19 protein-coding genes are annotated in these 20,166 nt (G+C 57.0%); 7 read left to right on the forward strand and 12 right to left on the reverse strand.

Features of this window, described 5'->3' with window-relative positions; translation table 11 throughout:
• Window positions 1-518: 518 nt before the first annotated feature.
• Complete coding sequence (locus Q0778_RS08415) at window positions 519-2,087, reverse strand: class I adenylate-forming enzyme family protein (RefSeq protein WP_298335415.1); 1,569 nt, start codon at window positions 2,085-2,087, stop codon at window positions 519-521.
• A 162-nt stretch (window positions 2,088-2,249) separates the two neighbouring features.
• On the opposite strand from Q0778_RS08415, the gene gyrB reads away from it, so the two are divergent.
• From gyrB to Q0778_RS08435, 4 genes are all read left to right on the forward strand, one after another.
• Window positions 2,250-4,796, forward strand: a complete 2,547-nt coding sequence (gene gyrB / locus Q0778_RS08420; RefSeq protein WP_298335417.1) for a DNA topoisomerase (ATP-hydrolyzing) subunit B — start codon at window positions 2,250-2,252, stop codon at window positions 4,794-4,796.
• A 55-nt stretch (window positions 4,797-4,851) separates the two neighbouring features.
• Window positions 4,852-5,676: an FkbM family methyltransferase gene (locus tag Q0778_RS08425; protein ID WP_366519531.1), complete on the forward strand. Its 825-nt coding sequence runs from the start codon at window positions 4,852-4,854 to the stop codon at window positions 5,674-5,676.
• 77 nt (window positions 5,677-5,753) lie between these two features.
• Window positions 5,754-6,953 (forward strand): AI-2E family transporter, encoded by a 1,200-nt coding sequence (locus Q0778_RS08430; RefSeq protein WP_298307169.1) that lies wholly within the window; start codon window positions 5,754-5,756, stop codon window positions 6,951-6,953.
• Window positions 6,954-6,956: 3 nt separating this feature from the next.
• On the forward strand, window positions 6,957-7,748 hold the full coding sequence (locus tag Q0778_RS08435) for a M50 family metallopeptidase (RefSeq protein ID WP_298307166.1): 792 nt from the start codon (window positions 6,957-6,959) through the stop codon (window positions 7,746-7,748).
• 6 nt (window positions 7,749-7,754) lie between these two features.
• Here Q0778_RS08435 and Q0778_RS08440 read toward each other — a convergent pair whose 3' ends face one another.
• From Q0778_RS08440 to Q0778_RS08475, 8 genes are all read right to left on the reverse strand, one after another.
• Window positions 7,755-8,396 carry a hypothetical protein gene (locus tag Q0778_RS08440; RefSeq protein WP_298307163.1) on the reverse strand — a complete coding sequence of 214 codons (642 nt, stop codon included), beginning with the start codon at window positions 8,394-8,396 and terminating at the stop codon, window positions 7,755-7,757.
• A 111-nt stretch (window positions 8,397-8,507) separates the two neighbouring features.
• The gene (locus tag Q0778_RS08445; protein ID WP_298307161.1) at window positions 8,508-9,137 is read right to left on the reverse strand and encodes a lysophospholipid acyltransferase family protein; all 630 of its coding nucleotides are present in this window, start codon (window positions 9,135-9,137) and stop codon (window positions 8,508-8,510) included.
• Between the two features lie 410 nt (window positions 9,138-9,547).
• Window positions 9,548-11,155: a carboxyl transferase domain-containing protein gene (locus Q0778_RS08450; protein WP_298307159.1), complete on the reverse strand. Its 1,608-nt coding sequence runs from the start codon at window positions 11,153-11,155 to the stop codon at window positions 9,548-9,550.
• Window positions 11,152-11,514, reverse strand: a complete 363-nt coding sequence (locus Q0778_RS08455; RefSeq protein ID WP_298335421.1) for a hypothetical protein — start codon at window positions 11,512-11,514, stop codon at window positions 11,152-11,154. The genes Q0778_RS08450 and Q0778_RS08455 overlap by 4 nt, the downstream gene beginning before the upstream one ends.
• Window positions 11,514-11,873: a hypothetical protein gene (locus Q0778_RS08460; RefSeq protein ID WP_298335424.1), complete on the reverse strand. Its 360-nt coding sequence runs from the start codon at window positions 11,871-11,873 to the stop codon at window positions 11,514-11,516. Before Q0778_RS08460 ends, Q0778_RS08455 begins: the two co-directional genes overlap by 1 nt.
• A 12-nt stretch (window positions 11,874-11,885) precedes the next feature.
• Window positions 11,886-12,197: a DUF1330 domain-containing protein gene (locus Q0778_RS08465; protein ID WP_298335425.1), complete on the reverse strand. Its 312-nt coding sequence runs from the start codon at window positions 12,195-12,197 to the stop codon at window positions 11,886-11,888.
• On the reverse strand, window positions 12,197-12,550 hold the full coding sequence (locus Q0778_RS08470; protein WP_298335427.1) for a hypothetical protein: 354 nt from the start codon (window positions 12,548-12,550) through the stop codon (window positions 12,197-12,199). The genes Q0778_RS08465 and Q0778_RS08470 overlap by 1 nt, the downstream gene beginning before the upstream one ends.
• Window positions 12,547-13,716 (reverse strand): isovaleryl-CoA dehydrogenase, encoded by a 1,170-nt coding sequence (locus Q0778_RS08475; protein WP_298335429.1) that lies wholly within the window; start codon window positions 13,714-13,716, stop codon window positions 12,547-12,549. Before Q0778_RS08475 ends, Q0778_RS08470 begins: the two co-directional genes overlap by 4 nt.
• A 141-nt stretch (window positions 13,717-13,857) precedes the next feature.
• Here Q0778_RS08475 and Q0778_RS08480 point away from each other — a divergent pair, with 141 nt between their 5' ends.
• The 3 genes from Q0778_RS08480 (at window position 13,858) to Q0778_RS08490 (ending at window position 16,708) form a co-directional block, all read left to right on the forward strand.
• Window positions 13,858-14,340: a hypothetical protein gene (locus Q0778_RS08480; protein ID WP_298335431.1), complete on the forward strand. Its 483-nt coding sequence runs from the start codon at window positions 13,858-13,860 to the stop codon at window positions 14,338-14,340.
• 107 nt (window positions 14,341-14,447) lie between these two features.
• On the forward strand, window positions 14,448-15,173 hold the full coding sequence (locus Q0778_RS08485) for an ATP-binding cassette domain-containing protein (RefSeq protein ID WP_298307133.1): 726 nt from the start codon (window positions 14,448-14,450) through the stop codon (window positions 15,171-15,173).
• Window positions 15,170-16,708: an ABC transporter permease/substrate-binding protein gene (locus tag Q0778_RS08490; protein WP_298307129.1), complete on the forward strand. Its 1,539-nt coding sequence runs from the start codon at window positions 15,170-15,172 to the stop codon at window positions 16,706-16,708. Before Q0778_RS08485 ends, Q0778_RS08490 begins: the two co-directional genes overlap by 4 nt.
• Here the strand turns inward: Q0778_RS08490 and Q0778_RS08495 are convergent.
• The 3 genes from Q0778_RS08495 to lgt are packed head-to-tail and all read right to left on the reverse strand — an operon-like array spanning window position 16,705 to window position 19,924.
• Window positions 16,705-17,136 carry a DUF2147 domain-containing protein gene (locus tag Q0778_RS08495; protein ID WP_298335433.1) on the reverse strand — a complete coding sequence of 144 codons (432 nt, stop codon included), beginning with the start codon at window positions 17,134-17,136 and terminating at the stop codon, window positions 16,705-16,707. The two genes, Q0778_RS08490 and Q0778_RS08495, sit on opposite strands and share 4 nt — an antisense overlap.
• Before the next feature lie 56 nt (window positions 17,137-17,192).
• Window positions 17,193-19,112: an SAM-dependent methyltransferase gene (locus Q0778_RS16345; RefSeq protein WP_366519532.1), complete on the reverse strand. Its 1,920-nt coding sequence runs from the start codon at window positions 19,110-19,112 to the stop codon at window positions 17,193-17,195.
• A complete protein-coding gene (gene lgt, locus Q0778_RS08505; protein WP_298336137.1) occupies window positions 19,013-19,924 on the reverse strand; it encodes a prolipoprotein diacylglyceryl transferase in 912 nt (303 codons plus the stop codon). Before lgt ends, Q0778_RS16345 begins: the two co-directional genes overlap by 100 nt.
• Window positions 19,925-20,166: the final 242 nt, after the last annotated feature.

Genomic DNA, 20,166 nt, shown 5'->3' on the forward strand with positions numbered 1-20,166 from the left:
CTTCCAGCGCCCGGCTCATCAGGCCCAAGACCCTCTTGAAAGCGTTCCCCAACGCTGCGGCTGCTTCGTTCTCGGTCGATGGTGACTTGGTGGCGCCTCCCCCAAAGGTGCCGGGATCGCAGGTCAACCAGTCGACGAGCAATTCGCCTCGCTGCAGAGCAGCTAGCGAGACGCGGTCACCACTCTCTCCCTCTCCCAATGGTGGCCGCGTCTCAAAACCTGGCGCCCCGCCTCTAATGTCGCGCGCTCTGTTCGGAAAAGGCTATCACTGAGAATAGGTTTTACAATCGATGTCAGGGTTATAATGTTTCGTGTGACGCACTATATATTACTCAAAGGCGGGTCCCTCTCCCTAACCCCCGCCGAAGGAAAATGTCATGCGTAACTTCGCACAAAGCACGCTCGCAATGGTCTTCGCACTCGCCCTCAGCGGTGCGACTTTAAACGCACTAATCGTGTAATTCTCCAAATCGCCGGGTCGCTTGTCTCAAGAGAGTGCCCCGGCGCTTGGCGCATTATCACAAGGTCGCTCCAGCAATTTTTGCGGCAGCGATCTCGCGCAATTCACTCTTCAAGAGTTTGCCGATATGGCTCCGCGGCATTTCATCAATGGCATAAAGCGCCGACAGGCGCTGAGTCTTGCCCAGTCTCGCATTAACGCTTTCAAGGATCGCTTGCGGTTCGCGCGCATTCTCTCCCAAAACAACAAAGCCCACCGGGGTCTCGCCCCAAGCCCTTGAGGCAATCCCGACAACCGCGGCTTCGACCACGTCGTCCTCCTTCTCAAGCTCAGCTTCAAGGTCACTTGGATAGATATTGAAGCCGCCCGAGATGATCATGTCTTTAGCCCGGCCGACAAGCTCGACAAATCCGTCTTCATCAACTCGGCCGATGTCGCCCATACGCATCCAGGCGCCGCCTTCAGCGTCGACATATTGTGCTTCATTAGTCTTGTCAGGGCGGTTCTTATAGCCGCTCATCATGGTTTGAGAGCGACCGATGAGATTGCCCGGAGTGCCGGGGGGAACTTCATTGTCCTCGTCATCCAACACCTTCATCTCGCTTCCGGGAGCAGGCCGTCCAACGGTGTGAAGCTTATCGGGAAATTCGTGTGCTTGAAGCAGGCACACAACACCGCCTTCCGTCATGGAATAGATTTCAACCAATCCGCCCGGCATCCGGCTCAAAACCTCGCGCTTCAGCTCAGGTGAAAACGGCGCGGAGGTGCAATATTTGAGGATGAGGGACGACAGATCATACTCATCAAAACCGGGGTAATCCATCAATCTCTGATATTGGACCGGCACCAACATGGTAAGCGTGGTCTTGTCTTCTTGCGCATGTCCAAGCCAGCGTCCGCAATCAAACTTGCCCATAACCCGCATCGTGCCTCCGGCAAGAAGTGCAGGCAAGAAACCCACCATCGTCGTGTTTGAATAGAGCGGCGTTGAGGTAAGCGTGCGCACCGGCAAGCCGGCTTCGAGATAGGAAACCGCGGTGGAAGCAAACTGCAGCCAACGCATCTGGTGCGAATGGACGATGCCTTTGGGAATGCCTGTCGTGCCCGAGGAATAAATGATATTGAACGGATCGCTTGGGGCCGGCTCAAAAGCGGGGGCGAGGCTTCCGTGGGGAGCCATCCATGTGTCGATATCCTCCAACGGCACGCGGATCATTTCCGACATGAAGTCAGGGCCGAGCTCCGCCGCTTTGCCTGCATCTATAAACAAATGCCGGGCACCCGAATCCTTCGCCATGCCCTTAAGCTGCTCTGGAGAGGCGCTGGTGGTGAGCGGGGCTGCCACACCCCCAGCCCGTACAGTGGCGAGGAAGACGAGCGCATAATTGACCGTGCTCGTGCCAAGAATTGCGACCGCTTGTCCACGCTCAAGCCCTGTCTCCACCAGCCGCGCCGCAAGCCGTTCAACCTCTCCGATCAACTCGGCCCAAGCGACATCCCGCGTGTCGTCAATCATTGCAATCGCATCGGGTTGCGCCTGGGACCACATCCGCAAAATGTCTGCAAAGGAGCCAAAAGGCTTGGTGAGGGCAGCGGAAATTCCCGATTTGGCGTGATCTGAAATCATGAGGTCAGACCATAAGGCTCGACGGGAAATCGGCAAGAGAACTTAATCGGAGCACGGCCTCATAAGCATATGACTTAGGGTGCCCGCGCGAGGTCGTGGAAAAGCCCGCGTCAAAGGATGCCGCAGCTTGGGTTTCGTGGGGACAACGCCTATATATTTGGCATGGCAGAAAACTCAGAAAACGAGCCGCAAAATCCATCCCAACCCGAAAAGCAAAAGGGTGACTATGGCGCTGATTCTATTAAGGTTCTTAAGGGCCTTGATGCGGTGCGGAAACGCCCCGGCATGTATATCGGAGACACCGATGATGGCTCAGGCCTTCACCATATGGTTTTTGAGGTTTCCGATAACGCAATCGATGAGGCGCTAGCGGGTCACTGCGACCTCGTTCTGATTGAGCTCAACCCTGATGGGTCAGTTTCGGTGGAAGACAATGGCCGGGGCATTCCGGTGGGCATGCACAAGGAAGAGGGCGTGTCTGCAGCTGAGGTCATTATGACGCAGCTTCATGCTGGCGGTAAGTTCGAAAACACGTCCGATGACAACGCTTATAAGGTCTCTGGCGGCTTGCATGGGGTGGGTGTTTCGGTGGTGAATGCCCTTTCCGAATGGCTGGAGCTTATGATCTGGCGCGATGGCAAAGAGCATTGGATGCGTTTTGAGCACGGCGATGCGGTGGGTTCGCTTGAGATCAAGGGCGATGCGCCCAAGGTCGATCAAAACCCAGATGACAATGGCTTTAAAAAAGGCACACGGGTCACCTTCCACCACTCAAACGACACGTTCAAAAACGTGACCGAATACGATTTCGACAAGCTAGAGCATCGCTATCGCGAGCTGGCCTTCCTCAACTCGGGTGTGCGCATTCTCTTACGCGATCTCCGTCATGAAGAGCCGATCGAGCATGATCTCTATTATGAGGGCGGAATTGCCGCCTTCGTCAAATATCTTGACCGCAATAAAGACGCGCTGATCCCTGAACCGATCTCTGTCTCAGCGGAGAAAGAAGGCATCGGCATCGACGTCGCTCTGGAATGGAACGACAGCTATTACGAAAACGTCCTGTGCTTCACCAACAACATCCCTCAGCGCGATGGCGGCACACACCTAGCCGCCTTCCGTGCAGCCCTGACCAGCACGCTCAACAATTATGCAGAGCGCTCTGGCATGTTGGGTAAAGCGAAGGTTTCGCTTTCGGGTGAAGACATGCGTGAAGGGCTTACCGCGATTGTCAGCGTGAAGCTGCCTGACCCCAAATTCTCCTCACAAACCAAGGACAAACTGGTTTCTTCAGAGGTTCGCCAACCGCTCCAATCGCTGATGGGCGAGAAGATGAATGAATGGCTGGAAGAAAACCCCAATGAAGCCAAAGCCATAATCCAGAAAATTATCGATGCGGCTGCTGCGCGTGAAGCGGCAAAACGCGCCCGTGAGATGAGCCGCAAAGGTGCGATGAGTGTCGCTTCGCTGCCCGGCAAACTCTCCGATTGCCGTGAGCGTGATGCGACGAAAGCTGAAATCTTTCTGGTCGAGGGTGATTCTGCGGGCGGCTCAGCCAAAGGCGGGCGCGACAGCCAGTATCAGGCGATCCTTCCGCTCAAGGGTAAGATTTTGAATGTCGAGCGCGCGCGCTTTGACCGGATTATCTCCTCAAAGGAAGTCGGCACGCTGATCCAGGCTATGGGCACTGGCATTCGCGATGAATTCGACCTTGAAAAGCTCCGCTATCACAAGATCGTGATCATGACCGACGCTGACGTCGACGGGGCGCATATCCGCACGCTGCTGTTGACGTTCTTCCATCGTCAAATGCCTGAAATCATCAAAGCGGGGCACCTCTACATTGCTCAGCCGCCTTTGTTCAAAGTGGCAAAGGGCAAAAGTGAGGTTTATGTAAAGGATCAAGGCGCACTCGACCGCTATCTGGTGGATGCAGGCCTTCAGGGACGCCTGCTCGAAACCGCGGGTGGAGCGCGTTCTGGCGAGGACCTTCGCGCCCTCGTCGATGGATCTTTGCGCCTCAAGAACATGATGGCCTTTGTCCCGCGTCGCTATGACACCGCGATCATTGAACAAATGGCGCTGTCCGGTGCGCTTGATCCGAGCTTGAGCGATGCGGACCGGTCCGCAGCCCTCGAAAACACTGCCACCAAGCTTGAGGCCGGCGATCAGGACGCGCGTTGGAGTGTCCGGATCCTCGAAAGCGGCACAGTGCAGTTCTCGCGTCTGTGGCGAGGGGTCACCGATGTGCACGAAATTGAAGGGCGCTTCCTCACCAGCACTGAGGCGCATAAGCTCCATTCGATCGCCGCGGATCAGTCCGATGCTTACGAGCAGCCTGTTCGCCTCGTCAAAGCTGGCGATGCCTCCGAGCAAGAGGCCGCCACAGCCGGTGAAGAGGATACGGAAGAAGACACCGCAATTCTCGCCGAAGATGCCATCTCCCGACCTAGCCAATTGCTAGAAGCCGTGCTGGCAGCGGGTCGCAAAGGTCTCTCGATCAGCCGCTACAAGGGTCTTGGCGAGATGAACCCCGAACAGCTTTGGGAAACCACGCTCGATCCTGAAAATCGGGTGCTCTTGCAGGTCAAAGTCGAAGACGCTGATGTCACCGACGAGATCTTCACCAGACTGATGGGTGATGTCGTCGAACCACGCCGCGAATTCATTCAGGACAATGCTTTGAGCGTTGCCAATCTGGATGTCTGATTGATTCGGGCATAGCGTCGTTACGGCATAAGCAGGTGCAATCAAGGCACACTACATGAAGCACGCATTTAAACTTTCAAAGCTCGGAGCCTTGCGGCGCGGTCGTAATCAGTCGCAAATCCGCGCGGCATGCCAGAACGCTTATCTCGGAGATCACACGTCACTGGCGAGAGTTTTGGGGAGGTACAAAATGTACCTCGACACCCGAGATGTCGCCTTTACTCCCCACATGCTCTCCGACGGCTATTGGGAAATGGCCCACACCGAGGTGATGGCCAAGCTGCTAAAAGAAGGCATGAAAGCCGTCGATTTGGGCGCCAATTTGGGCTATTTTACGATGCTGATGTCAGACTGCGTTGGCCAGCGGGGAGCGGTGCATGCATTTGAGCCCAACCCCCATATCGCGAAACTTCTACGCAACTCGGCGGAAGTGAATGGCTTTGCTCAACGCACGACAGTTCATGAAATGGCTTTAAGCGATAAAGACGGCGAATTGGACTTTTACATCGACCCGACGCGGCCCATGAACGCAACCCTGACGCCAATGCAGGATCACGATATTGTCAAAGTTCCCACCTGCCGCTTCGATGATATCGTCGAGCTGGAGGATTGCGATTTTATCAAGATTGATGTCGAAGGAGCTGAGCAGGCTGTCTGGGCGGGCATGGCAAGGCGGCTTGCCAATCCGCGGCCCCTTACGGTGATTCTCGAATTTACTGGCGATCGGTATCCCGATGCCGGGGCCTTTCTTGATGTGATTGAACAGCAGGGATTCTCGCTGAGTTTTATCCATTCATGGCGCGGCATAGTGCCTACGACGAGAAGCGAGATTCTGGCCAGACCAGGCAACGTTGATCAGCTTTTGGTCCTCCGCAAATAGCGAAGATGCACAACATGTCCTAGCTTTGGCCTACCAGCCCTTGATGTTTGGCGCGTTTGCCCCGACATCTTGGTGATATGTCAGAAGCTGAACCCAACGATACAACTACGCTTGAGCATTGGAGCTTTCTCCTTGTCTTGGCCGCAGTTTCCATTCTGCTGGTGTGGGTCACCTGGCCGTTTGTAGGTCCATTGATGTGGGCCACCTTGGCCGCGATCATGTTCCAGCCGCTCTACAAATGGTCCGTAAAGAGAACGCGCGGAAGGCGGAACTGGGCCGCGGCCCTTTCGTTAGCCATCATCTTTGTTGCTGTGCTTCTGCCGGCGCTCTGGATCGGATCGATGGTTGCAAATGAGGCGATCAAGCTTGTCAACACATTGCAGGCAAACCCGCCCAATATCGGAGCCTGGGTTGACGAAACTTACGCCATGTTACCAGCAGATGTGCAGCGATTTGCGGCGGAGAATGGGTTTTCAGACTTCTCCGCCATACAGGAGCGCTTACAGGGAATTCTGGGCGAAAGCGCCGGGCTGATTGCTCAACAAGCGCTTTCAATTGGGAGTGGCGCACTCGGCTTCGTTTTAAGCTTCACAATCGGGCTCTATGTTCTCTTCTTTTTGCTCAGAGATGGGTCGCGCATCGGTGAGACGATCCTTCATTCGTCGCCGATTGAGCGCGAGATTGCAGACCGCCTCTCTGACCGTTTCCTGGGCGTAGTCCGCGCGGTGATCAAAGGCTCTGGCGTGGTCGGCATTGTCCAGGGAACACTGGGCGGGATCATGCTCGCGCTCGCTGGCGTTCCCTCCGCCCTGCTGCTCGGCGTGGTTATGGCTATCCTGGCCTTGATCCCCGCAGTGGGCACTGCCCTTGTCTGGGCACCAGCAGGGATCTGGCTGATCCTTGCAGGCGATGTATGGCAGGGCGTATTCGTGCTGGGCGCTGGCTTCATCATCATTTCGAGCGTCGACAATGTCCTGCGCCCAGTGCTCGTAGGCCGAGACACTGGCATCCCTGATTGGATCATCCTGGTCACGACTTTGGGCGGTATTTCGCTCGCAGGCTTTTCCGGCATCGTTCTGGGGCCATTGGTCGCCGGGCTGTTCCTTGCCAGTTGGTCGATCTTTCAAGAGCAGCGCGCCGAAGATGAGGAAGCCGCTGCGCGCTATCGCATGAAGGTCGGCCCTGACGGGAAAGCACGCTCGGATGAAGAGTTGGAGGCGATTGAGCGACTGTCGGACCCGAGCGATGAACGCGAGCCACAGTTGGCGAAAGGATAAGCCATGCGCTCGATGGTCACACCGGGGAGCCAGGCCGAGGAAGTCGGCCGCCTGATCCTTGCCGGGTTCATTGTCATCGCACTGCCCTCGCTGCCATTTGGTTCCTACCTAGTTTATCCCTTCGCCATCCTCACCACTTGGTTTCACGAGATGGGCCACGGCCTTACAGCCTTGGCGATGGGTCAGAGCTTTGATCGCCTGCTGATATACGCCAATGGATCTGGCCTTGCTGAGAGCCGTGTGGCTACCGATGCTTCCCCATTCTTGCGCGCAGCGATTGCTGCGGGTGGACCGCTTGCTCCCACTTTCTTCGGCGCCGGATTGATCGTCGCAAGCGCCCACCAGCGCGCATGGCGACCGGTCTTGTGGGGCACATCGATTGCCATATTTGCGTCTGTTATCCTCTATGTGCGGACAACTGTGGGGTTTGCGGTTTTACCGCTGATCGCACTGGCGCTTGCATTGATCGCATGGAAAGCGTCGCCGGGCATCAATCGCTTCACCCTCCAATTTCTGGGCGTTTTAGGCGCGATGAGTATGCTCAGCGACTATCGCTATTTCTTCACTGAGCAGGTGGTGATCGACGGCAAGCCCATTCTTTCCGACACCGGCCAAATCGAAGCGGCCCTGTGGTTTCCGCATTGGTTTTGGGCAGCGCTGATCCTACTGATCTCAGCTACAATGGTCGGCGCGAGCCTCAAATACGCACTTTCGGATCGGCGGCGAATTGGCGCGATTCCCAAACGCCCCGCCAATGTGTTGCAATTCAAGCGGACGTCTGACCGCGATCACTAACGAGTGTTAGGTGGCGGCAATGCGAATGGTGTTCACACCCTTTGCGCCATCGCCGACTTCCGCCGACAGACCAATGAAGATCGTATCGATGATCCGTGCCAACTTATCCTCGTTTAGCTTGTCACCAAGGTGGATCAAGGCATCGGGGATCATATAGTTGGATAGCATCTGATTGATGAGCGAAAGGGCCTCATCAATTTCGAGTCCAGCCAAATAGCCGTCCGCCTGTGCCTGAACGATAATCTCGCACAGATAGTGGTCGGCAAGGTCAACATAAGAGCGCACACGTTCAAAATTGGCCGCCCCCATCTCGCACAGCATGGTGAAATTCTCAGGGTCGTTGCGGAATCTCGCACGCGAGATCACAAAGCGGCGGCTGATAAACTCATAGAGCTTGCGGTTGGAAGGCAGGTCACTTGCGACAACCTCTTCCATGACCGTCATATGTTCAGCAAGCCAAACTGCGGCAATGGCATCGAACAGGTCGTCATAGTCTTCAAAGACCCACTCAAACCGGCTGCGCGAAAGGCCGCTTTCGGTGTGTGCCGTGTTGAAACTGATCTCAGTCCCGCGCTCTCGCACCAGATCAAGCACCATGCTCGCGATGCGGGTGCGTTCTTGGTTTCGGGTTTCTTCGCTCAAAGGCATGGCTAGCGGGGCCCTCCTGCTTTGGGCCTACATAGGAGCACCGAGGCCAGCCTTAAAGGGATTTCATCACAAAAATGGTGCGACGCAAAATCGCACTAAGGAACGCAGCTTCTAAAACTCGTTCTTGCCAGCGACGATATCTTTGGCCTGTTGTTCCAGCACTTTGTAGCGGTCGAGATCGGGAATCTTTGAGCGGAACCACTCGGCGATTTTGAGCAGATCCTCGCCATAATTGCCCGAAGGCATCATGGGCTGGCTAAATCCGATGGTGCGTTTTTCATTGTCCGCATAGGCAAGGACGATGGGGACACCCGCAGCCTTGGCGATGTTGTAGAATCCTGACTTCCACTTACCGTCTGAATTGCGTGTGCCTTCACAAGCGATGACGAGGTTGAGCTCTGACCGAGCCGCATACTCGTCTTTGAGTTGCTGGATGGTCCCACCCGCTGCGCGTCGATCAACCGAAATCCCGCCCATATCGAGCATGAAATTGCGCATCATGCCTTTGAACAGGGTGTGTTTGCCCATGAAGTTGGGTTGGACTTTCTCTTCCTTGGTCGCGCCTGCGAAGAAGACGAAGTCCCAGTTCGAGGTATGCGGCGCTCCGGCGATGACGCACTTCTTTACGTCCGTTGGAAAGCGCTCAACCACCCGCCAACGCATGAGGCGATAGAATATCAGAATGATCCGGTTCACGACGCGCGACAACAGCGTGACATTGCGGGTTTCGTTATGTTTCAAACGGGTTGTCCTCTTCTCTCTCGTAGAACTGACTAGCAGTTACGTGAGGGAATGCGAGAGGGATTTAGTCCGAGGGTGTGAGCGCTACCTCCCTCCACCCGTCATCCTGAACTTGTTTCAGGATCCATTTTACAATCAGACTCAGAGTTCTGCCGCTGGCATGGGCCCTGAACCAAGTTCAGGGTGACGATAATGGTATTAGCTGCCAGGGATGCACTGCGTATCAGGCCGTTTTGCTGGCCCATATATTATGCCCGGTGGTCCTGGCTTCTCACTCTCAATTCGATTCAGTTCGTCACGACATGCTTGCTCGCGATCAGCTTCTGATCTTGCTCTGAATCGGGAACGTCGCAAGCCGACGAGAACATCAAAATCGGTGCTATCAAGATGCCCTTCTTCATGTTCATCCCCTACATCCTAAACACACCAAACGCAGGCCGCTCCGCAATAGGAGCCTCCAGCGTCGTAGCAAAAGCCAGCCCAAGCACATCGCGTGTCTGCGCTGGGTCAATCACCCCATCATCCCACAGCCTTGCGGTGGCGTAGTAGGGGTTGCCTTCGTCCTCGTACTTCTGGCGGATTGGGGCTTTGAACTTTTCGGCCTCCTCCTCGCTCCATTTGTCGGCGTCGCGGTGGACGGTGGCCAGCACGGAAGCGGCTTGCTCTCCACCCATCACTGAGATGCGCGCATTGGGCCAGGTGAAGAGGAAGCGCGGGGAGTAGGCTCTGCCCGCCATGCCGTAATTGCCTGCACCAAAGCTGCCGCCGATGACCACGGTGATTTTGGGCACGGTGGCGGTGGCAACGGCGGTCACAAGCTTTGCGCCATGCTTGGCAATGCCCTCTGCCTCATACTTGCCGCCGACCATAAAGCCACTGATGTTTTGGAGGAAAAGGAGCGGGATGCGCCGCTGGCATGCGAGCTCGATAAAGTGCGCGCCTTTTTGTGCGCTTTCGGAGAACAGCACGCCATTGTTGGCGATAATGCCGACCGGCATCCCCCAGATATGCGCAAAGCCGCAAACCAGTGTCGAGCCGTAATGCGCCTTGAATTCGTGGAACTCGCTGCCATCCACCAGCCGCGCAATCACCTCCTTCACATCGTAAGGCGCGCGCACATCATCGGGCACAATCGCATAAAGATCGTCGGCATCAAACTTGGGCGGGCGGGGGTCTTTGAGGGCTATGTCCTTGGCAGCGCCCGTGTTCGCGCCCAAATGCGAGACGATATCGCGCACAATGGTGAGCGCGTGTTCGTCATTCTCAGCGAGGTGATCGACCACGCCGGATTTCTTCGCATGAAGGTCGCCGCCGCCAAGGTCCTCAGCGCTGATTTCCTCACCCGTTGCCGCCTTCACCAGTGGAGGGCCTGCGAGGAAGATCGTGCCTTGGTTGCGCACAATCACCGTCTCATCGGACATGGCTGGAACGTAAGCACCGCCAGCCGTGCAAGAGCCCATCACGCAAGCAATCTGCGGAATGCCAGCGGCGGACATATTCGCCTGATTGAAGAAGATGCGCCCAAAGTGATCACGGTCGGGGAAGACCTCGGCCTGATGGGGCAGGTTCGCCCCGCCTGAGTCCACCAGATAGATGCATGGCAAGCGGTTCTCCATCGCGATCTCTTGCGCGCGAAGGTGCTTCTTCACCGTCATCGGGTAGTAGGTGCCACCTTTAACCGTCGCATCATTGCAAACGATCATCACCTGACGCCCCGACACACGCCCGATGCCGCAAATGATAGAGGCCGCGTTTACATCGCCCTCATACATGCCATTGGCGGCAAGCTGGCCGATTTCGAGGAAGGGCGAACCCGGATCAAGCAGCCGCTCCACCCGTTCCCTTGGCAGCAATTTGCCCCGCGACACATGGCGATGACGGCTACGCTCTGGCCCGCCGAGCGACGCCTTGGCGACAGCTTTGCGTAGGTCGTTTGCTAGCGATTTGTTGTACTCAGCCCGCGCCTTTGCCTCAGGTGCTTCAGCGTCGAGTTTGGTGGTGAGAACAGGTGCGGTCATCGATAAGCCCCAATAATGGCGAGAACCCCCGTGATCCCCATTGGGATCCAGCCGGGATGTTTGAAATGCGAAGTTGCGATATCGGCGATGCCCAGTGCGATCCAGAACATTCCAACCAAAACTATCAACGCGCGCGGTGTATCAGGCCAAACCAAGACTGCAGCGGACAGAACCATGAATGCCGACAGAGCGTGCCACAAATAGCCAAGCAAAGCGGGCGCAATTTCCATGTCAGGATGCGGATTGCCCCGGGCAAGGATAGGGCCCAGCACCGAGCTTGCACCGCCCACCGAATGGGCGATCGCCACCAAGATCATAATTGCGGCCGACAGCCAAAGCCAAATCGAAGTGCCATACATCACCCTTCTCCCTCTGCTGCTCGGGAATGCTCCCAAGCGGCGAAGAAGACAAATGCAGCGAAGGCACATTGAAGGCTGAGCGAGAAGAGGAAATCCTCATAGCCGATCAGGTAGGTGTAGCCGTTTACTAGCACGTTCGATGCGATGATGGCGACGCCAAGCCACACCCCCAAGCGCTCGCGCGCCCAGATCAGGACAGCGGCAAGCGGATCAAGGAAGGTCAGAGAAGTCCAATAGATATTCCACGGCAACGGCCGGAAATCATAGGGTAGCCAGCCGCCATGAAACAGATCAAGGCAATGGGTGATCGTCCCGATGACAAAGCCCGCGGTCCAGATGATTTTAGCAATCGTTGGCATCAGGCCACCTGGCTAAGCCCCCGGTACATCGCCCGGTTCCAAGCCTTCGACGATAATCGCCTCAGCCGTGCTGCCCGCTTCGCGGAATTTGCTGATTTCCTGATATTCGGGCGAGGTTAGCCAGGCGAAAAGCTTTGGCTTGTCAGGGAATTCCATAAGGACGCTACGAGTGGCTTTCCACTCGCCCGCGACCACTTGCGGCTCTTCATCGACACTGAGCATTTTGCCTTCGAACTTTTCGAAGATGTCCATAAAGCGCTCTTCATATTTGTCATATTGCGAGCGGTCATGAATGGTCATGCGGCTGATCATGTAAACGGGCATTAAGGCGCTTCTCCCACGAGGATGAGTATTCCGATAAGTGACAATAGAAAGCCGCCCGGGTGCTTGGCCTTAAGCATCACGAGATTGGCGATTCCCAAGATAAGCCACAAACCGCCGGTCGCCCATATCAAGATCGCGGGCGTCTTTGGCAGTGCGACAATCAGCGCGGTCAGCAAAAAGAACCCGGTCGACGAATGCCAGCCAAAGCGGGTGATCCCTTGCGTCATGGGCTCTTGAATAAACGGATCATCCACCGCGAGCGTTGGAGTGATCAGCTTCTTCTCTCCCAAAACCGAGTGGAAGACGGAGGCAAATAGGATCAGCCCCACTGCAATGATGTGGAGCCAGCTCAACCGCCAGCCCCGATGAGCTCGCGCCCGATCAACATCCGGCGGATCTCATTGGTGCCTGCGCCAATATCGAGCAGTTTCGCATCGCGCATATAGCGTTCAACCGGCCAATCGGTGGTGTAGCCTGCGCCGCCCAATGCCTGCACGCTTTCCGCCGCAACCTTGAACGAGTTCTCGCTCGCGTAAAGGATTGCGCCTGCGGCATCGAAGCGGGTAGTTTGGTTCGCGTCACACGCCTTGGCCACGGCATAGACATAAGCACGCGCGGTTTGCAGCGCGACATACATGTCGGCGATTTTGCCCTGCATCAGCTGGAATGAGCCGATGGGTTTGCCAAATTGCTTACGCTCGCGAACGTAAGGAATGACCGTGTCGAGGCATGCCTGCATGATGCCGATGGAAAGCCCAGCGAGCACAACGCGCTCGTAATCAAGCCCGCTCATCAACACGCCCACGCCGCCATTGACCGGGCCCATGATGTTTTCCTCGGGCACTTCGCAATTGTCGAAGACAAGCTCTGCGGTGGGGCTGCCGCGCATGCCGACTTTCTCGATCTTTTGGCCGATGGAGAAACCGGGCATGTCTTTCTCAATCAGGAACGCCGTGATCCCGCGCGAACCTGCGTGGCCGTCGGTTTTGGCATAGACAACCAAAGTGTCGGCCTCGCTCGCATTGGTGATCCAGAACTTGGTCCCGTTGAGGATATATCCGCCTTGGACGGCATCGGCCTTCAACTTCATCGAAACCACGTCCGAGCCCGCGCCTGCCTCCGACATGGCGAGACTCCCCACATGCTCACCGCTGATGAGTTTGGGCAGGTATTTTGCCTTCTGCTCAGGATTGGCCCAGCGACGGATTTGGTTGATGCAAAGGTTGGAGTGCGCACCGTAAGAAAGCGACAAAGAGGCGCTCGCCCGCGCCACTTCTTCAACCGCGATCACATGCTCGATATAGCCAAGGCCAAGCCCGCCATCTTCTTCATCGACGGTGATGCCGTGCATGCCAAGGTCGCCCATCGCCCTCCACACTTCCTCGCGCGGGAAATGGTCTTCGCGGTCAATCTTGTCGCCCAGCGGCATCAGCTGTTCGTCGACAAAACGCCCGACACTTTCGCGGATCATTTCGGCGCTTTCGCCCAGCTGGAAATCGAAATCAGGGGTGGCTCGCATCAGTGCTCTCTCAAAAGCTCATGTTCATTTGTTGCGCGCCTTAGCAATCTTATTGGGAAAGGCCAATCATCGGGGCGCCATCGAGGCGGGTCTAGCACAGCGCTTGGCCTGAGGCGATTTGCGCTCTAGGCTGCAAGCGACATGGAATTACGCTCTCCCCCCCTTCGCCTCCTCGCTCCGCTTGGAATTCTGGTGATCTCCGCTTGCGCGCCAGCCGAAGAAGGCTCGAGCAATTCGGGCGAAGTGCAAGCGAATGAGGCGGCAGGCGACGCTGCTACCAATGAACCCCCTGCAGAACCGATGCTGATGGCAGACACCGGCTGGCTTAGCGTTGGCAGTGATGGTTCGGTGCAAACGACATTCCTCGATACCGGCGGGCGCTACCGCGATTTCCGCAATGGCGTGGCAATGGACATGGGTGATTGGGAACAGCGCCCCGATGGCTCTGTGTGCTTTTCGCCCGATGCAGGACAAGGCGGGTGCTGGTCCGCTGACCAGCCAGAGAAGGATGGGTCAATCATCGTGACCAGCGCCGATGGCAAGCGGGTGGAAATCAAGCCCATTACCTACACCGCCCCTCCAGCCATCAAAGACACCGAAGAAGACACGCAAGTGAGCAGCTAAGCTCAGCCAAGGTTAGGGGCAAAACCATTTCCGCAAACGCATCCGATAACAGCGCCGCCCAAGCGCTTGTCCGCTTTGAAGCGGCAGAGCGGCGCTATGGTGAAGTTGTGGCTGTTGCCGGGGCGACCTGCGAGATAGCGGCGGGCAGTTTTGTCGCTCTGGTGGGATCGTCGGGCTCTGGAAAATCAACGCTGCTTAAGATGGTCAACACTCTCGTCGAACCCAGTGGTGGGCGGGTCCTGTTTGGCGAGGATGATGTAACAACCCTGCCTCAAGCCCAATTGCGACGCAGGGTGGGCTATGTATTCCAAGGGATTGGCCTCTTCCCCCATTTCACCGTGAGCGAGAATATCGCCATCGGCCCGCGCCTGGCAGGGGAGACGCTCCCCGCATCGCGCATTGCCGATCTTCTCAACCTCGTCGAGCTTGATATCGAGATGGCTAGCCGTATGCCCGACGAGCTTTCCGGCGGACAACGTCAACGTGTGGGCGTGGCGCGTGCACTTGCGAACGCCCCTGAGCTTTTGATTATGGACGAACCGTTCGGCGCGCTGGATCCCATCACTCGGGATGCCTTGGGCGAGAAGGTGCGCGAATTGCACACGAAGCTGGGCCTCACCACGATCATGGTGACCCATGATATGGCCGAAGCGCTGCTTCTCGCCGACCGCGTTCTGGTTATGGATAAGGGCGCCTTGGTCACGGATGAGACCCCGCGCGCGCTTCTGAAAGGCGAAGGCGGCGAGATTGCGCAAGGGCTTGTCGCTGTGCCGCGCGAACAGGCAGAGCGCTTGGCTCATATGGAAGACATGCCAGAAGGTGGCCCAGCATGAGCGAGATTATCGAGATCCTTCTGGGTCTAGGCGACAAATTCGCCGCGCATATTGTGCTGGCCGCCTCGGCGATTGGACTTGGCATATTGGTCGCATTGCCGCTCGCCATTTGGGCCAGTCGTTCGCCCACCGTGTCGCGAGTTGCTCTCGGGTTCGCGAGCCTCGTGCAAACCATCCCGGCCTTGGCGTTATTGGCGCTGTTCTTCCCAATCCTGCTCAGCCTTAGGGTGGTGTTTGGAGAGAATTTGCCGACGCTGGGCTTTCTCCCGGCGCTTTTGGCGCTTGCGCTCTATGCCTTGCTGCCCATCCTCCGAAACGCTGTCACGGCGCAGGCCAATCTCGACCCGCAAGTCTTGGAAGCCGCAGACGGCGTTGGCATGACGAGCCTTCAAAAACTGAGGCTTGTGGAGGCTCCTTTGGCCGCGCCCTTTGTGATGGCGGGAATTCGCACCGCAAGCGTGTGGACAATAGGCGCAGCGACGCTCTCCACCACTATTGGCCAACCCAGCCTTGGCGACCCGATCTTTGCCGGGCTTCAGACCCAGAACTGGGCGTTGGTTGTAGCGGGGTGTATTGCAAGTGCGGGGCTTGCATTAGTGGTCGATGCGCTTTTGGGGATGATCGAAAGCGGCTTTGCCAAGCGGCGCAAATGGCAATGGGGCGCAGGGCTTGCGGCAGTTGCCTTTGGCCTCGGCGCAGCCTTGTTTGCGCAAGGCGACGGGGAGGATGACGACACAATCATCATCGCCTCCAAACAGTTTTCTGAGCAATATATCCTCGCCCAATTGATCGGCGCTCAGTTGGAGAAAGCGGGCTATTCGGTCGCCTACCGTGATGGCTTGGGCTCCGCCGTAGTGCACAGCGCAGTCGCATCCTCAAACATCGACATTTCGGTCGATTACACCGGCACGATCTGGACCAACGAGCTGGAGCGGACCGACAATCCGGGCCGCGAGGCGATGTATGAAACCATCGTCGAATGGGAGCGCGAGAACACCGGTGTGCGAGTGCTCGGGCGGCTTGGATTTGAGAACGCCTATGCCTTTGCGATGCGTGCCGACCGTTCGGCGGAATTGGGCATCACCAGCCTTGAAGACATGGTCGCGGTCGCCCCGCAACTTACTCTTGGCGGAGACCCTGAGTTTTTCGAGCGGCCAGAGTGGATTGCCGTTCGCGAGGCTTATGGATTGCGCGTTGGTGAGACCCGCAATTTCTCGCCGACCTTCATGTACAACGCTCTCCAATCGGGCGAGGCTGACGCGATCAGCGCTTACACGTCGGATGGGCGGATTGCGGCGGACAAGCTTGTGGTCCTCGAGGACCCGCGCGAAGCTCTGCCCAGCTATGATGCGATGCTGATGATGAGCCCGCGCATTGCAGAGGATGAGGATATTGCCGCAGCGCTTCAACCCCTAATTGGGGCCATCTCCGTAGAGGTTATGCGCGAGGCAAACTATGCCGTGGACCGCAAGGGCGAAGGCAAACTTAGCCCTAAGGATGCAGCGGAGCAGTTGGCTGATCAAATCGGGCTTTAGCGTGCGCGCCGCCAGGTTTGAGCCTGGCAAAACGGGCCAATACAACCGCGCACCTCAATCGTGTTGGTACCCATACGGCGAATCACCGAGCGATAGCTCTTCCCCGAGTTGGGATCATAGATTCGTCCGCGCCAAAGATCATCATCCTCACGAAATTGAGTAAGGATAGGAAGGCCCAACAGCTTGCGTGTGCGCAGGCGCGCCTCCGGATTATTAATGTCGCGTTGATCCGCGCCGTCTGGGGGCTCGACCAGAAACTGCGCAATACGACCACAGGTCACGCTACCACAGCGCTTTATCTCAACCACGGCGTCGCGGTCTTCAGTCACCCATCGGCCCGTAATGGGTTCAGCGGCAAAGGCCGCTGTGGCATTCAAAACGAGGCAGGCGACAGTCATCACAAAGGTCATAAGCAGGCGCGGGATCATGGAGCTCTCCTTAGGCTACCTTGGAGATACGGGCAATTTTATGCCGGGGTTACACCTCATTCAAAACCCACACCGTCCGGCCAGCGACGTCCACAAACACCCAAAACTTTGAACAATGTTCCCATCTGCGCGTCATCGACCAGTCGGCCATACTGACGCTTGATTGTGTCGGCCTCCTTGGGGTTCTGTCGTGTGAGCGCTTCCATGCGAACATCAATGCCCATTTGCCTTAGCCATTCGCCTTGCATTTGCACGCCCATAACGTCCGCGCCCTGCTGTTTGGCAATATTTGTGAGCAGTTCGAAATCGACATGCGTGGTAAGGTCCGCTTGACCAGGGAAGTCGAACACATCGACCTTTGTGTGCGATTTGAGCGCCTGTAGGGTTGAGCCGGAGCGCAATTCGAACGGGCCATAATCGATGATCAGCGCCGCGCCGCCCTGATTCATCAGGCGCGAGGTGATCTCTCCCATAAGCGCCGAAGCCGCCGCGCTGGTTTCAATCATTGTGCCTTGGCTTGCGCTCCTCCAGCTCTTGGGCACGATCGCGTCCATTGGCTTGTCACCAGCGACAAACACAAAGTCATCGCCATCGAGGCCCACCATCCGCTCGTGCCACCCATTTGCCGAGCGCACCAGCTGGTGCACGGGAAGCGCGTCGAAGAACTCATTGGCGACGATCAACAGCGGCGCGTCTTCGGGCAAGGTCGAAAGGTCATCGTGGTGGACGACGTCCGGAAATGCCTCTTTCTGGATTTTGCGGAGCGCCGGTGACGTCTCTACAAAATGCAAAATGGGCTCAAACTCGTAGCGGCTTGCGGTGCGTAGCGCGTCTTTGGAGAGCGTGCCTCGACCCGGCCCAAGCTCGACAAAGTGGATGCGTTTGCGCGCACCCATTTTGACCCAGAGATCGGCAAACCAAAGGCCGATGAGCTCCCCGAACATCTGGCTGATTTCGGGCGAGGTGATGAAGTCACCCTCTTCGCCAAGGGGATCGCGGCTGGTGTAGTAGCGGGCGTTGCTCTCCGCCATATAATGGGCAAGGCTTATCGGACCGGTCTCTCGGATGAGACGACGGAAGGTTTGGCCCAAGTTCTTGGCCTTCTCTGCCGCGTTTTCAAGGGCCTCAACCTCCGCCTTCTCGAGCGCTTTCTGCTCGGCCAATGCCTTTTTCTTGGCATCAGCTTCAGCCTTCTTCTTGGCTTCGGCCTTGGCCTTCTCTTCCTCTTTGGCTTTGCGCTCGGCCTTGGCTGCGGCCTCGCGTTTGGCCTTTTCTTCCGCTTCGCGTTTAGCTTTTGCAGCAGCCTCTGCCTTGGCCTTCTGCTCCGCTTCGGCTTTCGCTTTTTGCTCGGCTTCGCGCTTGGCCTCTGCTTCCGCTTTCGCCTTTGCTTCAGCCTTGGCCTTTCTCTCGGCCTCTTTGCGTGCCTTTTCTTCCGCTTCGCGTTTTGCCTTTGCCTCAGCTTCGGCCTTTGCCTTGCGAGCAGCTTCCTCCTTGGCTTTCTTCTCCGCGGCTATGCGCTTTTTCTCTTCCGCCTCACGCTTTGCTTTGGCTTCAGCGTCGGCGCGGGCCTTGGCCTCAGCCTCTTCCCTCGCTTTGCGCTCCGCCTCCGCTTTAGCCTTTGCCGCTGCTGCAGCCTTGGCCTCGGCTTCGCGTTTTGCCTTCGCCTCGGCCTCCGCTTTCGCGGCAAGCGCTGCCTCTTCCTCTACGAGCTTTTTGGCGAGTGCGACCGCCTCTGCAGCGGCTGCAGCTTTCTCTTGCGCCGCTTGGCGAGCGGTCTCGTCAACTGCCAAATCCTCGAACGGAACCTCCGTCTCGGTCCCGTCCGGTTCGATCAATCGGAGTGTTGCAACACGCGTGGTGCGCAGCGTGATTGCGCTTAGGCCGCCCGAGCTCCCGCGCCTGTCCCCACGTCCTTGCGGGTCATCGCGTAGATCACGACAATCAATCCAGTCAGTATCAGCGGTACGCTCAGCCATTGGCCCATTGATAGACCGGTTTGCACGACCAAGTCAGCCAATTGTTCGTCTGGTTCGCGGAAAAATTCGTTGAAGAAGCGCGCACAGCCCATGCCAATGGTGAAAACACCGACCAATAGGCCCGGACGGAAACGCGCGCGGGTCTTCCAGAACAACAACAACAGGATGACGAGCAAAAGCAACCCTTCGAGCCCAGCTTGATAGAGCTGGCTAGGGTGACGCGCAATTTCACCTGCACGCGGATCAGGGAACACCATGGCCCATGGCACATCGCTTACGCGCCCCCACAGTTCGCCATTGTTGAAGTTGGCAAGGCGACCCAGCAGCATTCCCATCGGAACGCTTGGAGCGATGTAGTCACACACGCGCAGGAAATTCAGTTTGTTGCGGAGAGTGACGAAGAGAATCGCCACAACAACGCCAACAAGGCCACCATGAAAGCTCATGCCCCCGTCCCACATGCGCAGCAGCTTCCAACTGATCAGACCCTCACCGGAAAAATCGGTGAAGGCGCTCGGAATACCGGTATCACCACCCGTGTAGAAGGCCGCATATCCCAGCCTGCCACCCAGGATGACACCTAGTGTACAGTAGAAGAAAAGGTCATCTGCGTGACGCTGTGCCATGGGTGCGCCCGGTGTCTTCAGCGCCTTGGACGTATGCCAATAGGCGAACATCACGCCGATCAGATAGGCGAGGGAATAATAGCGCAACTGAAACGAGCCGATTTCGAACAAATAGGGACTCATACCCAGATCGGACCAATAAACCGGATCAACAGCGCCGCTGCTGGCCGCAGCAAGATTCAAAATGCCGCTCGCAGCAAGTAGTGACAGCACGAAGGGAACCTCTTACATGAGTTGGCGCGTCGTTACGACGCGCGGTGTTTCAACGGCTTGTGGCACAGCATAGGCCCTTCGAAAAGGGTCTGAGTCAAAACCTGCGGGACACATCACAGCAGTTTTTCAAATTGCCTATTGCCGGTTCCCCGATGAGGCGCAAATAGGAAACATCAAAATACGCTTCTGAGCGAAGCGAAATGAGGAGAGAAGAC

Origin of the sequence: uncultured Erythrobacter sp. (assembly GCF_947502395.1) — a bacterium.
In the GTDB taxonomy this organism is placed as follows: domain Bacteria; phylum Pseudomonadota; class Alphaproteobacteria; order Sphingomonadales; family Sphingomonadaceae; genus Erythrobacter.

What these genes read in the sequence shown, in the direction of transcription:
- Q0778_RS08415 (WP_298335415.1), bottom strand. Translation starts at nt 2,087, where the DNA reads ATGATTTCAGATCACGCCAAATCGGGAATTTCCGCTGCCCTCACCAAG.
- Q0778_RS08490 (WP_298307129.1), top strand. Translation starts at nt 15,170, where the DNA reads ATGAGCGAGATTATCGAGATCCTTCTGGGTCTAGGCGACAAATTCGCC.
- Q0778_RS08455 (WP_298335421.1), bottom strand. Translation starts at nt 11,514, where the DNA reads ATGTATGGCACTTCGATTTGGCTTTGGCTGTCGGCCGCAATTATGATC.
- Q0778_RS08480 (WP_298335431.1), top strand. Translation starts at nt 13,858, where the DNA reads ATGGAATTACGCTCTCCCCCCCTTCGCCTCCTCGCTCCGCTTGGAATT.
- Q0778_RS08460 (WP_298335424.1), bottom strand. Translation starts at nt 11,873, where the DNA reads ATGCCAACGATTGCTAAAATCATCTGGACCGCGGGCTTTGTCATCGGG.
- Q0778_RS08495 (WP_298335433.1), bottom strand. Translation starts at nt 17,136, where the DNA reads ATGATCCCGCGCCTGCTTATGACCTTTGTGATGACTGTCGCCTGCCTC.
- Q0778_RS08475 (WP_298335429.1), bottom strand. Translation starts at nt 13,716, where the DNA reads ATGCGAGCCACCCCTGATTTCGATTTCCAGCTGGGCGAAAGCGCCGAA.
- Q0778_RS08450 (WP_298307159.1), bottom strand. Translation starts at nt 11,155, where the DNA reads ATGACCGCACCTGTTCTCACCACCAAACTCGACGCTGAAGCACCTGAG.
- Q0778_RS08435 (WP_298307166.1), top strand. Translation starts at nt 6,957, where the DNA reads ATGCGCTCGATGGTCACACCGGGGAGCCAGGCCGAGGAAGTCGGCCGC.
- Q0778_RS08425 (WP_366519531.1), top strand. Translation starts at nt 4,852, where the DNA reads ATGAAGCACGCATTTAAACTTTCAAAGCTCGGAGCCTTGCGGCGCGGT.
- Q0778_RS08440 (WP_298307163.1), bottom strand. Translation starts at nt 8,396, where the DNA reads ATGCCTTTGAGCGAAGAAACCCGAAACCAAGAACGCACCCGCATCGCG.
- Q0778_RS08430 (WP_298307169.1), top strand. Translation starts at nt 5,754, where the DNA reads ATGTCAGAAGCTGAACCCAACGATACAACTACGCTTGAGCATTGGAGC.
- gyrB (WP_298335417.1), top strand. Translation starts at nt 2,250, where the DNA reads ATGGCAGAAAACTCAGAAAACGAGCCGCAAAATCCATCCCAACCCGAA.
- Q0778_RS08465 (WP_298335425.1), bottom strand. Translation starts at nt 12,197, where the DNA reads ATGCCCGTTTACATGATCAGCCGCATGACCATTCATGACCGCTCGCAA.
- Q0778_RS16345 (WP_366519532.1), bottom strand. Translation starts at nt 19,112, where the DNA reads ATGGCTGAGCGTACCGCTGATACTGACTGGATTGATTGTCGTGATCTA.